The 12,344-nt window shown below is 73.4% G+C and carries 12 protein-coding genes; 8 read left to right on the top strand and 4 right to left on the bottom strand.

Annotated features, from left to right (window positions below; translation table 11 throughout):
• Nucleotides 1-144: 144 nt before the first annotated feature.
• From QEZ54_RS11240 to QEZ54_RS11225, 4 genes are all read left to right on the top strand, one after another.
• The gene (locus tag QEZ54_RS11240; RefSeq protein WP_281304478.1) at nucleotides 145-843 is read left to right on the top strand and encodes a hypothetical protein; all 699 of its coding nucleotides are present in this window, start codon (nucleotides 145-147) and stop codon (nucleotides 841-843) included.
• Nucleotides 844-887: 44 nt separating this feature from the next.
• The gene (locus QEZ54_RS11235; RefSeq protein WP_281304477.1) at nucleotides 888-1,484 is read left to right on the top strand and encodes a hypothetical protein; all 597 of its coding nucleotides are present in this window, start codon (nucleotides 888-890) and stop codon (nucleotides 1,482-1,484) included.
• A 187-nt stretch (nucleotides 1,485-1,671) separates the two neighbouring features.
• Nucleotides 1,672-2,955 carry a M23 family metallopeptidase gene (locus QEZ54_RS11230; protein WP_281304601.1) on the top strand — a complete coding sequence of 428 codons (1,284 nt, stop codon included), beginning with the start codon at nucleotides 1,672-1,674 and terminating at the stop codon, nucleotides 2,953-2,955.
• A 161-nt stretch (nucleotides 2,956-3,116) separates the two neighbouring features.
• Entirely contained in the window at nucleotides 3,117-4,124 is a 1,008-nt protein-coding gene (locus QEZ54_RS11225) for a hypothetical protein (protein WP_281304476.1), read from the top strand.
• Nucleotides 4,125-4,182: 58 nt separating this feature from the next.
• Here the strand turns inward: QEZ54_RS11225 and QEZ54_RS11220 are convergent, their stop codons facing one another.
• Both QEZ54_RS11220 and QEZ54_RS11215 read right to left on the bottom strand, forming a co-directional pair.
• Nucleotides 4,183-5,679: an IMP dehydrogenase gene (locus tag QEZ54_RS11220; protein ID WP_281304475.1), complete on the bottom strand. Its 1,497-nt coding sequence runs from the start codon at nucleotides 5,677-5,679 to the stop codon at nucleotides 4,183-4,185.
• A gap of 270 nt (nucleotides 5,680-5,949) precedes the next feature.
• Nucleotides 5,950-6,975 carry a serine hydrolase gene (locus QEZ54_RS11215; protein ID WP_281304474.1) on the bottom strand — a complete coding sequence of 342 codons (1,026 nt, stop codon included), beginning with the start codon at nucleotides 6,973-6,975 and terminating at the stop codon, nucleotides 5,950-5,952.
• 236 nt (nucleotides 6,976-7,211) lie between these two features.
• Between QEZ54_RS11215 and lexA the strand changes: the two genes are divergently transcribed.
• A complete protein-coding gene (gene lexA / locus QEZ54_RS11210; protein ID WP_281304473.1) occupies nucleotides 7,212-7,862 on the top strand; it encodes a transcriptional repressor LexA in 651 nt (216 codons plus the stop codon).
• On the opposite strand, the gene QEZ54_RS11205 is transcribed toward lexA, so the two are convergent.
• Nucleotides 7,859-8,827: an aminoglycoside phosphotransferase family protein gene (locus tag QEZ54_RS11205; protein WP_281304472.1), complete on the bottom strand. Its 969-nt coding sequence runs from the start codon at nucleotides 8,825-8,827 to the stop codon at nucleotides 7,859-7,861. The genes lexA and QEZ54_RS11205 overlap by 4 nt on opposite strands.
• 4 nt (nucleotides 8,828-8,831) lie before the next feature.
• On the bottom strand, nucleotides 8,832-10,034 hold the full coding sequence (locus QEZ54_RS11200) for a cysteine desulfurase-like protein (RefSeq protein WP_281304471.1): 1,203 nt from the start codon (nucleotides 10,032-10,034) through the stop codon (nucleotides 8,832-8,834).
• Between the two features lie 143 nt (nucleotides 10,035-10,177).
• Between QEZ54_RS11200 and QEZ54_RS11195 the strand changes: the two genes are divergently transcribed.
• The 3 genes from QEZ54_RS11195 (at nucleotide 10,178) to QEZ54_RS11185 (ending at nucleotide 12,281) form a co-directional block, all read left to right on the top strand.
• Entirely contained in the window at nucleotides 10,178-11,095 is a 918-nt protein-coding gene (locus tag QEZ54_RS11195; RefSeq protein ID WP_281304470.1) for an arginase family protein, read from the top strand.
• Nucleotides 11,096-11,213: 118 nt separating this feature from the next.
• Complete coding sequence (locus QEZ54_RS11190; RefSeq protein ID WP_281304469.1) at nucleotides 11,214-11,840, top strand: hypothetical protein; 627 nt, start codon at nucleotides 11,214-11,216, stop codon at nucleotides 11,838-11,840.
• 30 nt (nucleotides 11,841-11,870) lie between these two features.
• The gene (locus tag QEZ54_RS11185) at nucleotides 11,871-12,281 is read left to right on the top strand and encodes a DUF2809 domain-containing protein (protein WP_281304468.1); all 411 of its coding nucleotides are present in this window, start codon (nucleotides 11,871-11,873) and stop codon (nucleotides 12,279-12,281) included.
• The last annotated feature ends 63 nt before the right edge of the window (nucleotides 12,282-12,344 follow it).

Here is a 12,344-nt window from a genome sequence, read left to right as displayed (position 1 = left end):
ACGCGTCACACCTCATGCGGTGTGACCACACCACATGAGGTGTGACGGCCCGAGCGTCACCCACCGCAGACGCCGCCGGACCGGGCGTGCGCGCGGTCGTTACGGTGAGGTCCGGCCCAGCCCCGAGAGCAGGAGGACCGACCCGTGCCCGTTCGGCCCCTCGCGGTCGCCGCCCTGGTTGCCGTCCTGGCCGCGGGGTGCACCGAGGCGCCGTCGCCGCCGGTGACCGACCTGGCCGCCTCCGGCGAGGCACCGAACCCGGCCCCGGCCGCCGAAGCGGCGCATCCGGCCGTCGCGATCGGGAGCCCGGTCACCGGGCGGTGGGGCGGCGCGGACCAGCCCGGCTCCACCCCGGCGGGCGGGCACCACCGGCTGGGCAAGGCGCAGCCGATGAACCAGTGGGCCGTGGACCTGCGGGTCGGCGCCGGTACCCCGGTCGTGTTCCGGGTCGGCACGAGCGCCGTCACCGCCGCGGTCACGCAGATCGTGGACGGTGACGCCTGCCGGGCCGGGGGCGGCGGGGACCTCGTCACCGTCGGGCTCTACCACGAGCAGGTCCTGCTGGGCCGGGTCACCTACGCCCACCTGCGCCGCGATCCGAAGCTGCGGGTCGGCGCACCGGTCGCCGGCGGCGCCGTCCTGGGCACCGTCGCCGACCTGGGCGGCGCCGACACCGGCGGGCCGGACTGCTGGACCGGGCCGCACCTACACCTGGAGCTGCGGGCCGAGACGCGGGCCGCCTGCTGGCGTGACCGCACCCCGGGCGCGCGGCTGCGCCGGGGCGACACCGTCGGGTACGTCAGCGGCCCGCTCGGGGCGACGCCCGGCCGCTGCCCCCGCTAGGCCCGGTCACCGCACCGGTTGCCCCGGCATAGAAACATGTACCCGTGACTGTCGACGACGATCGCCGATACGGGGACATCCCCAAGCCGCCCAGCCGAAGCCGCCGGATCGGCTGCGTGGTGATCGCCCTGCTGGCGGCGGTGTGCCTGTGCGGCGGGCTCGCCACCGCGCTGCGCAACATGACCGACCACGGCGGCCGGGAGGTCGGGCCGGTGGCGCTCGGCGCGGGCGCGGTGGCGGCGGTCGTCCTGCTGGCCTGGGGGTCCTACGCGCTGGCGCGGACGTACTGGCTGGACTGGCGGCTGCGGCTCAGCGGCGAGGTGGTCACGGCCGTGGTCGAGGAGGTCTATCCCGAGTACGACGCCGACGCCGGCTGGTCCTACCGCGCCCGGGTGTCGGGCCGGACCCTCTCGGGGTACTCGTTCAACCGGAAGGTGTACGTCGGCTTCCGCGAGCCGCGGGTCGGAAACGGCATCGAGATCCGCTACCACCCTCGCGACCAGAGCATCAGCGCCGTCGATCGCGGCTTCGGGACGGTCGTGACCGCCCTGGTCGGCCACGCCCTCATCCTCGGCCTGCTGGTCCTGATGCTCTACTGCCTGGGCGCGATCGGCTACTGGCTGCTGCGCATGTGGACCTGATCGTGGGCGTTCCGCACACGATCGTGTACGTATCGTCGAACATGTCGATATTGAAGTGAGTGGCTACCATGGATCCTCCGTGGCCGCGTGAGCGGCATCCCTCTCGGAAGGCTCCCTTTTGCACAAGAAATTCGTCCGCGTCCTCGGTGGCGCCTGCGCGGTAACCCTCGCCGCCGCGGGCACCTGGGTGGCCACCTCCGCCGGTGCCGAGGCGTCGACCCCTCGGCCGCTGTTCGCGCTGCCGTTCCCCTGCGGCGAGTCGTGGCAGCTGTCGACGTACAGCGGGCACGACGACTACGACATCGACTTCACCTTCGACGGTCCGGGCGGCAGCCTCGGGCGCCCGATCCTGGCCTCCGCTCCGGGCAGGGTCGTCTTCGCGGGCTGGGGCAACGGCGGCGGCTGGCACGTGCGCGTCGACCACGGTGGCGGCTGGGAGACGATGTACCTGCACATGGTCGAGTCGCCGCTGGTCGCCAAGGGCCAGGTCGTGACGGCCGGGCAGCAGCTGGGCAAGGTCGGCAGCACCGGCAACTCCAGCGGCCCGCACCTGCACTACGAGCAGCTGCTCGACGGGACCAAGACCGAAGCCTGGTTCGACGGGGTCGCCTCGGGCATCACCTCCGACGGCAGCGTGGCCACCGGCCCGCTGCACGTGGCCGGACCGATCTCCCCCGATCAGCACCTGACCAGCGGAAACTGCGGCAAGGGCGGGCATCCGGTGCGGGAACTGCGCGCCGACAAGAGCTGGCAGGCCCAGCCGGTCGGCGCGGCCGCCCCGGTGACCGGCACCGCGCTGGCCGCGATCGGCTCCGGCGCCGACACGGTCCTCTACACCGTCGCCGACGGCAAGGTGTACGAGTCCACCCGCTCCGCCGGCTGGCTGCCCGCGTACACCGGCCTGACCGGGTTCGCCGGCACCGCCCTGGCCGCCCTGGACCTCGGCGGCGTCCGCCACGTCTACGTCGTCGCCGACGGCGCCGTATACGAGGCGCGCAGCGACGACGGCTGGCGGCCGGTGCCCACCGGCGTCTTCGGCGTCAGCCCGACGGCCCTGTCGGCCGTGGCCGTCGACGGCGACCCGGTGCTGTACACCGTCGTGAACGGATCGGTGCACCAGGCGACCGGCGGCGCCACCGGCTGGACCGACACCGACCTGCGCATCCCGGCCACCGCCGTCGCGGCGCTGCGGACCGGCGCCACGACCCTGCTGTACAGCACCGACCACGGCAACGTCTACATGGCGGGCAGCGACACCGGCTGGGTCAACCGGTACACGGGGATCTCCGGCGCCGCCGACGCGCTCGCGGCGGTCGACCTCGGCGGCTTCCAGCACGTCTACACCGTCATCGGCGGCCGCGTGCACGTCGCGGGCGAGCACGGCTCCATGCTCCCGGTCGACACCGGCGCACCCGCCACGACCGTCACCGCGACCACGGTCGCGGGCCGGGCGGTCGTGTTCGCGGGCTGAGGCCGCCCGCTTTGCAGTTTCGGGGAAAGTGCTGGAATCCGAGCCGAGATCCCGGCACTTTCCCCGAAACTGCACCCGATCTTCAGGGTCCGGTCATGTTGCGAACGGCCGCGAGCACCTAGCATTCCCATCGGTCTATTCCTACCGACCTGGGAGCGTAGATGCTCGACACCCTCGCCTCCGCCCGCAGGACCGTCGTCGCGGCCACCCTCGCCGCCGCGCTGGTCACCGGCGGGCTGCTCGCGCCCACCCCGGCGCACGCCGCCGCCACCCCGGCGCAGCTCGCCCTGCGCTGGGCACCGATCCACTACCAGGACGTCGACGCCACCGGCGACCACGCCCTGGGCGGCAAGTCCGACTACCTGACCAAGGTGGACTTCGACGGCGACCTCAACGGCCGCAACAACTGGGACAACGCGGGCGCCGCGAACGCGAACTTCGCCGCGTACGCCTACTACTCGGTCGTGGAGACCAGCAGCCACTGGTACCTGACCTACCTCTTCTTCCACCCGCGCGACTGGGTGGACCACCCGTTCTTCGAGACCGAGCACGAGAACGACGGCGAGGGCGTGCTGCTGGCCGTCGAGAAGGACGGCTCGACCTACGGGGTGCTGCGCTCGGCGGTCACCGTGGCGCACACCGACTTCTTCTCGTACGCCCCCAGCGGCAGCAACTGGACCAGCGGCCGGGAGAGCATCGACGGCACGCTGCAGCTGGCGGCCTCGCCGCACGACTCGTTCCAGCACCCGGTCACCGCGCAGGAGGCCAAGGGCCACGGCCTGAAGGCCTACCCGCAGTACAACATCGACGGTGACGGCATCGTCTACTACCCGTCCACCGTGGCCGAGGTGCCCAGCAGCGGCAACGACCGCGACGTGCGGTACCAGCTGATCGACATCTTCGCCGCGGGCGGCCTGTGGGCCCAGCGGGGCAACAGCACCCTGTTCGCGAGCTACGGCACGTTCGCCGGGGACACCACCGGCGGCTGCGGCTCGGGCACGTTCGGGTGCGGCACCAACTCGGCCAACGCCCCGTGGGGCTGGGACGACGGCAACGACCTGCCGGGCCGGGGCGAGCTGGCCACCAACCCGGCGAAGCTGTCGGCGGAGTACTTCACCATCCCGGGCACGTTCTCGCGCACCTACACCAGCAACGGTTACGCGGGCTGAGCAGACGAAACGGCCGGGCACGCGGTCCGCGTGCCCGGCCGTCCACCGTCCTACCAGGTCAGATGCTGGTGCCCGCGGTCTCGCGGACGGTCACGTTGGCGTGGCTCTCCTGGAAGCTCTGCTCGGACACGAGCGTCAGCCGGGCCGTGGACTGGAACTCGGCCAGCGAGATCGAACCGCACGACACCATGGTCGACTTGATCTTCGCGGTGGTGGTGGCCAGCCCCTCGTGCAGGTCGCCCGCGTACGGCACGAAGCCGTCCACGCCCTCCTCGAAGACCAGGCCCTTGCCGCCCTGGCCGTAGCGCTGCCAGTTGCGGGCCCGGTGCGAGCCCTCGCCCCAGTACTCCTTGACGAAGCCCTCGCGGGTCGGGATCTTCGCACCCGGCGCCTGGTCGAACCGGGCGAAGTAGCGGCCCATCATCACGAAGTCGGCGCCCATCGCCAGCGCCAGCGACACGTGGTAGTCGTGCACCAGGCCGCCGTCGGAGCAGACCGGGACGTACTCCCCGGTGCGGGCCAGGAAGGCGTCGCGCGCGGCGGCCACGTCGAGCACCGCGCTGGCCTGGCCGCGGCCGATGCCCTTCTGGTCACGGGTGATGCAGATGGAGCCGCCGCCGACGCCGACCTTGATGAAGTCGGCCCCGGCCTCGGCCAGGAATGTGAACGCGTCGCCGTCGACGACGTTGCCGCCGCCGGTCGGCACGTCCGGGTAGTTCTTCTTGACCCAGGTCAGCGCCTCGGCCTGCCAGTCGCTGTAGCCGTCGGAGGAGTCGAAGCACAGCGCGTCGACGCCCGCCTCCAGCAGCGCCGGCACCCGGTCGCGGTAGTCGTGGGTGTTGATGCCCGCGCCGACCCGCAGCCGCTTGCCGCCGTCGACCAGCTGGTTGGGGTAGCGCTTGTTGTCGGCGTAGTCCGAGCGGAAGATCAGGTGCTGCAGGTTGCCGGCGCCGTCGAGGACGGGCAGGCAGTCCAGGCGCTCCTCCCACAGCCGCAGGTTCGCCTCGGACAGGGTGATCTCGCTGCCCGCGTGCGGCAGGTCGGCGATGGCCACCATGCGGCCGCTGACCGGACCGTCGAGGTTGTGCCGCTGCGGGTGGAAGTCGCGGGAGGTGACGAGGCCGAGCAGGCGGCCGCAGGCCGTGCCGTCCTCGGTCACGGCGGCGGTGGAGTGGCCGGTGCGCTGCATCATCTCGAGCAGGTGCCGCAGCGAGTCGTCGGGGCGCACGTTCGTGTCGCTGACGACGTATCCGGCCTTGAAGTTCTTCACCCGGCGCACCGCGGCCGCCTGGTCGTCGATCGCCTGGTTGTGGTGCAGGAAGCTGAGTCCGCCCTCGCGGGCCAGCGCGATCGCCAGCTCCGGCGAGCTGACCGCCTGCATGATCGCCGAGGTGAACGGGATGCGCAGCTCGATCGGGGACACCGTGCCCTCACGGTGGCGCGCGAGCGGAGCGCGCAGGTCGACGTTGCCCGGGGCGCAGTCGGTCCTCGTCCGATTCGGCAGCAGCAGGTATTCGTTGAACGTTCGCGACACCTCGCTGAGAACCTGGGCCACGCCACGCCTTCCGCCATGCCGACGGCCTCCGGCCGCCGAGCCGTGATTACCCCATGTGAAAGCACCACAGTCGCGCCTGATCAGGCGGGCGACCGGGTTCTACCCAGGCTACCGGATGACCCGATCCAGCCACACATGACGGAGCTGCCCTGACGACTCCCAGCCGGTCAAACCGGTGACATTCGCCCAGAAGAACACTCTTCCAGTGGCGACCGTCACTCGCCGTCACCGGTGCGTCCGCCCGGCCGGGACCGGGCGGACGCTCGCCTGTCAGCCGCCGTTCACCTCGCGGAACGGCGTCAGGTCGATCGCCGGCTGGGCCGAGCGGGCCGCCAGGCCCGCCACCGGTGCCGGGAGGGAGTCGAACAGCTGCCGCCCGAGCACGGCGTGGGCCTCGACCGCCGGGTGGGTGGCCCCGTAATTGTCCAGCCCGCCGAGCGAGTCGGCGAAGAACGCGAACGTGGCCGCGGGGGCGCCCGCGCTGTCGAACATGATGCCCACCTCGTGGCGGCCCGCCCCGAGCGTGTTGAAGTCCGCGCCGTACTTGATCGCGACCCGGCTGCGCTCGTTCGACGACATGTTCCGCCGTACGCCGTCGTGGTAGCCGTTGACCCAGCGCGTGACGCCGAGCAGGAAGTCGCACGACTTCGCCGACAGCAGCGTCTTGTTCGCCAGGCGCCACAGCAGGTCGTGCACCTCGGCGGGGGTGGTCTTGCCGAGGTAGAACCGGTTGGGGTTGGCCACCGGGATCACCCGGGTGTCGACGAACCCCTTCGCCGCGAGGATCTCGTTGATCTCCAGCGCGGGCGCCACCCGGCCGCACATGCGCACCGAGGTGTTGTCGGAGACCAGCAGCATCGCGGTGAGGAAGTTGGCGATGGTGAGGTCGTCGCCCCACACGGTCTGCAGGTGGTAGATGCCGCTGCCGCCGAGGATGAGGTCGGCGGGCAGGTCGAGCTTCTGGCCGAGCTGCAGCAGCCCGCGGTCGACCTTGTCCAGCACCGCCACGGCGACGGCGAGCTTCTGGACGCTGTACGCGTCGACGACCGCGTCCGGGTCGTCGGCGACGACGGTCTCCAGGGTGCCGTCGGCGCCGCGCAGGGCGACGTGCGAGTGCCATACGCCTCCGGCTTTGGTCTTCTGGCGCTGGTAGACCCGGCGCAGGTGCGCGGGGCCGGTGCCCCGGGTCTGGTCGTCGGCGCCTTCGGCCGACGCCGGGGCGGCCGCGGCCACGGCGGCGGCGACACCGAGCCCGAGGCCGCCTAGTGCGGCCCGTCGGGAAAGGTTGCTGGACAAGGGGTTCCCCCGTTCGTCGTGTTGAGACAGTCCCCAGATCCTAGAAACCCCGAACCAATCCCGTCGCCCACCGACCCCCCAAGATCGCGCGAGTCGCCGGGCAGGTGGGCGAAAGGGCGCCCAAGATACGCCCGGTTGCCGGGCGACTTGCGCGATCTTGATATACCGGGACCGGACGGGGACGGGTTCGGGTGTCGGGATCGGCGCCGGGAGTGGGTCAGGGTAAGGTGCTTTCGGTGCAGAGTAGGACTTTGGCGGACGGGACGGACATCAGCCTGCGCCAGCAGCGCATCCTCGCCGTCATCCAGGAGTGGATCGGCAAGCGCGGCTACCCGCCCACGCTGCGCGAGATCGGCCGCGCCGTCGGCCTGAGCGCCACCTCGTCGGTGTCGCACCAGCTCGGCGAGCTGGAACGCAAAGGCCTGCTCCAGCGCGACCGCGGCCGCCCCCGCGCGCTGACCGTCTGCGTCCCCGTCGACGAGTCCGGCGTCCCGCAGGCGCCCACCGAACCACCGGTCAAGGTTCCGCTGCTGGGCACGATCGCGGCCGGCGGGCCGATCCTGGCCGAGGAGCACCTGGAGGAGGAGCTGACCCTCTCCCGCGACCTGGTCGGCTACGGCACCCTGTTCTCGCTGCGGGTACGCGGCGACTCCATGGTCGAGGCCGCCATCTGCGACGGCGACATGGTGGTGGTACGCCAGCAGCCGACCGCCCACAGCGGCGAGATCGTCGCCGCGATGATCGACGGCGAGGCCACCGTGAAGGTGTGGCGGGTGACCCGCGGCCACGTGGAGCTGGTCCCCTGCAACCCCGCGTACGAGCCGATCCCCGGCGACGACGCCGTGGTCCTCGGCAAGGTCGTCGCCGTCATCCGCCGCCTGCGCTAACGGCCCGCCGGCACGTCCCGCAGGTACGCCAGCGCGGCGGACAGCTGGCCGGGGTCCGGCAGCAGGCGCAGGCTCTCGTCGATCTCCCGTTCGGCCCAGGCCCGGTGGCGCGGTTCGGCGGCCGGGTCCAGTGCCACTCGCGCCTGCTTCAGCAGGAAGTTCAGGTGGCCCGCGAGCAGCATCGAGCAGTCGGCCGGACCGGTCACCCGGCCGGGGCCGCCCCCGGCGAGGTACGCCCGGTAGAGCTCGCCCATGGCGACCAGGTCGGAGGTGCCCTCGTGGTACCAGTCGAACATGATCCGGGCGAGTTCGCGGGACGGGTCGGCCGGGCCGAGGTTGTCCCAGTCGAGCACGACCAGGGTGCCGTCCGGATCGGCCAGCACGTTCTCCGGGTGCAGGTCGCGGTGGCACAGCACGAGCCGGGCGGGGTCGGCCGGGCCGATGGCCGCGCACAGTTCCGGCAGCTCGCGCAGCCGCTCGGCGAGCCGGTCCGCCCACGGCGCGCCTGAGGCCGCCGCATCAGGCCAGCGGTGCGCGGCGGGCGGCTGGTCGTACCAGGAGGACGGTGGGCTGCCGTCGAGTTCGGTGGTGAGGGGCGGGGCGGTGCGGTGCAGGCCCGCGAGCAGGACGCCGAGGTCGGCCGGGGTCGAGCCGGTGGCGGGAGCCAGGTCGATCCAGTCGTAGAGCCGCAGGTGGGCGCCGTTCGGGGCAGGCACCGCGTAGCGGCCGTCGCGGGCCGGGTGGCTGCGCGGCACGCGCACCCCCGTCGTCGCGGCGAACGCCAGCTCGCCCGCGATCCGGGCGGGCGGGGGCGGCGGGCCGAGGACCTCCTTCAGCGCGTACCGGTCGGCGCCCACCCGGACCTGCCAGATCTGGCCCAGCGCGCCGCGCGGACCGGCCGCCACGTCGACCGGGCCGACCCAGCCGAACACGTCGCGCAGCTGCTCGACCAGGTCGGCGACCATCGGGTCAGGCCGCCGCGCGCAGCGCGTCCAGCAGCACGTCGACGTCCTCGGCGGTGGTGTAGTGGTAGATCCCGGCGCGGACCGCACCGCCGGAGTCGCGCAGGCCCGTCGCGGTGAAGTACTCCCAGGCGTAGTAGTCGCCCGCGAACGCGCAGATCCCGGCCTCGCCCAGCAGCGCGGAGGTCGCGGCCGGGTGCTGGTCGCGCAGGCGGAACGACACCGTCGGGCAGCGGTCCTCCGGCGCCGGGCACAGCCGCACCCCGTCGATCCCGGCCAGCCCGTCGACGAGCTTGGCGAACAGTCCCGCCTCGTAGTCGCGTACCGCCGAGAGGGACGCCAGCAGGCGCTCGCGGCGCGTGCCGGCGGCGCCCGAGTCGAGCCCGGCCAGGTGGTCCACCGCCGCGGTGACGCCGGCCAGCGAGGCGAAGCTCGGCGTCCCGAACTCGAACCGCTCCGGCACGGCGTCGCTGGAGGGCAGCAGCTTCGCCGGGCGCAGGCCCGACAGCAGCGACGGGTCGGCGGCGCAGGCGGCCAGGTGCGGGCCCGACCACTTGTACGCGCTGGTCACGTAGAAGTCGGCGCCCAGCGCCGCGACGTCGGTCGGCTGGTGCGGGGTGGCGTGCACGCCGTCGACGTAGACCAGCGCACCGGCGGCGTGGGCCAGCCCGGCGATGGCGGGCACGTCCGGGCGGGTGCCGATGGCGTTGCTGGCGGCGGTCACCGCGACCAGCCGGGTGCGCTCGTTGACCAGGTCGGCGTACTGGCCGGTGGGCAGCTCGCCGGTGGCCGCGTCGAACTCGGCCCAGCGGACCGTCGCGCCCGCCTCGGCCGCGACCTGCACCCACGGCCGCACGTTCGAGTCGTGGTCGAGCCGGGACACGACGACCTCGTCGCCGGGCCGCCAGGTCGCGGCGAGGGTACGGGCCATCAGGTACGTCAGCGACGTCGCGCTGCTGCCGAACACCACCCCGGACGGGTCCGCGCCGAGCAGGTCGGCCACGGCGGTGCGGGCCGCGCCGACGATGCCGATGGCGCGGCGGCCGGGCTCGAACGCGTCACTGCGGTTGGCGACCGCGCTGGTGTAGACGCCGTGCACGGCGCGCGCCACCGGCTCGGCGACCAGCGATCCCGCGGCGGCGTCGAAGTGCCGGAACCCCTCGCCCAGCGCCGGGTACGCGGCGCGGACGGTCTCGATGTCGAACCCCATGCCCGCCACCCTAACGACCAGCGCGTTCCCCCGGAACCCGCACCCACGCCGCCGCCCGGCGCGAGGCCGGGGGCGCCCAGCGGTTTCGGGGAAAGTGCACGAATCCGGCGCGCGATTGCCGCAGTCTCCCCGAAACTGCACCCATGCGGGATCTTGTGGTGATCGGGGCGCCGACCAGTGCGGGGAGCTACGCGCCCGGGCAGGAGGCGGCGGTACGGGTGCTGCGGGAGCTCGGCCTGCTCGAACGGCTGCGGGCGACCGGCCGCGACGTCCGCGACGGGGGCGACGGGCCGCTGCAGGTCTGGTCGCCGGACCCGGGCCGGCCGCGGGCGCAGAACCTCCCGGCGGTGGTCGAGTCCGTCACCGCCGTGACCGACCGCGTCGCCGCGGCCCTGCGCGAGGGCGCCGACGCGCTGGTCGTCGGCGGCAACTGCACCATCGCCCTCGGCGTGATGAACGCCCTCACCGCGTACCACCCCGGCGCCGGTCTCCTCTACGTCGACCGGCACTTCGACCTGAACACCCCGCGCAGCACCACCGACGGCGCCCTGGACTGGATGGGCACCGCCCACGCGCTGGACCTGCCCGACGCCGCCGAGCAGCTGGTGTCCGCGCTGGCCCGGCGGCCGCTGCTGCGCCCCGAGCACCTCTACCACCTGGGCGTCGAGTTCGCCGCGGCCACCGACTGGGAACAGGAGCAGGCGGTCCGGCTGGGACTGCGGTGGGCGCCGCACACCGCGCTCGCCGAGGACCCGGCCGGGCAGGTCGCCCTGGCCCTGGCCGCGCTGCCGCCCGGCCCGCTGGCGGTACACCTCGACGTCGACGTGCTCGACTTCACCGACGCCCCGCTGGCGGAGAGCACCGGCGGCCGCAACAGCGGCCCGTCCCTGGACAGCCTGGGCGTCGCCCTCGCCGCCGCCTGCGCCGACCCCCGGTTCCGGGTGCTGTCGATCGGCGAGCTCAACCCCGCCCGCGCGGCGGGCTGCGCCGACGTCATGGACCGGTTTCTGGCGACGGTCGCGGGCGCGCTCGCCGGGGCGGACCGGTCGGCGGCGGCCTGAACCGTCGCCCGCGCGCCCGATCGCCCCCGGGCCAGGGATGTCACCCAGCGGGCACTCGGGGGCCGGTCAGGGTCCGGCCCGGATGCGCCGCGGCCGTACGGCGGCGAGGCTGTCAGCCGTGGCACGCAGGAGTGGGCAGTGGGGGCGGCAGTCGCTGGTATGGCTGCACGCGGTGACGTCGATCGGCTGGATGAGCTTCGCGCTCGCCCTGTGCGTCCTGCTGCTCAGCGGACCCGGCGGCTACGACTCCGCCCGGGTGCTGGACAAGCAGCTGCTGGCGCACCTGGGCACCTCGGCGGCGTTCACCGGCCTGATGCTGTCCGGGCTGACCGCGTGGGGCTACCTGCGGCACTGGTGGGTACTGGTCAAGTTCGTGCTCACGCTGACGCAGCTGGTCGTCGGCGCGTTCGTGCTGAGCCCGCGGCTGGACGCCCTGGTGGGCGGCGACGCAGGGGTGCAGATCGCGTCGTCGGCGCTGATGGCCGCGACGATCGCGTTCCAGGCCTGGCTGTCGGTGGCCAAGCCCTGGCGGCACACCCCGTGGACCGACCCGCGCTGGCGCGCCCCTGCCCTGCCCGCCTGGCTGTACTGGGCCGCGGTGGCGGTTCCGGTGCTGGACTTCGTGGTGTGGAAGGCCCTGTTCGGCTCCCCCGCCCCGCTGCTGTCCCTGCTGATCGCGCTGGCCTTCCCGTGCTACCGGCGGTCGCGGCTGCGCGCGGCCGCACCCCGGCCCGCCACGACCTGACGCGCCCGGGGCGGCGGCTACCATGCCCGGATGCTGTCGAACCCCCGCGTGATCCGTGTGCTGTCCCTGGTCGCGGCGGCCGGGTTCCTGGCCGTGGCGCTGGCGATCCGGGCGCTGTGGGACGGACCGGTCGAGCAGTTCTCCGGCACCGCGCTGTACGCGTCGATGGTCTACGCCGGGGTCTTCCTGCTGTGGCCCCGGATCCGGCCGCTGGTCGCCGGGGCGGTCGCGGTCGCGTTCTGCTGGGCCGTGGAGTGCTCGCAGCTCACCGGCGTTCCGGCGTACCTGTCCCAGCGCAGCCTGCTGGCCCGGCTGGTGCTCGGCGTCCAGTTCGACCCGGTCGACCTGCTCTGGTACCCGGTCGGCGTGATTCCCCTGGCCCTCCTGCTCTGGCTGCCGGCCAGGCCCCGCCCTGACGACACGGCGGCGACGGCGGGTTGATCGCCGCCTGCGGTCCATCCGCCCGCCCGGACGCCACGAGATGACCGCGGACGGTGATCGCCC

It is taken from the genome of Catellatospora sp. KI3 (genome assembly GCF_029948125.1).
Classification (GTDB): domain Bacteria; phylum Actinomycetota; class Actinomycetes; order Mycobacteriales; family Micromonosporaceae; genus Catellatospora.
Note: the sequence above shows the minus strand (reverse complement) of the source record. Positions and strands in the feature narration are given on the sequence as shown.

Coding starts and splice junctions, on each gene's coding strand:
- QEZ54_RS11205 (WP_281304472.1), bottom strand. CDS start 8,827: ATGGTCGCCGACCTGGTCGAGCAGCTGCGCGACGTGTTCGGCTGGGTC.
- QEZ54_RS11200 (WP_281304471.1), bottom strand. CDS start 10,034: ATGGGGTTCGACATCGAGACCGTCCGCGCCGCGTACCCGGCGCTGGGC.
- QEZ54_RS11185 (WP_281304468.1), top strand. CDS start 11,871: ATGCTGTCGAACCCCCGCGTGATCCGTGTGCTGTCCCTGGTCGCGGCG.
- QEZ54_RS11195 (WP_281304470.1), top strand. CDS start 10,178: ATGCGGGATCTTGTGGTGATCGGGGCGCCGACCAGTGCGGGGAGCTAC.
- QEZ54_RS11225 (WP_281304476.1), top strand. CDS start 3,117: ATGCTCGACACCCTCGCCTCCGCCCGCAGGACCGTCGTCGCGGCCACC.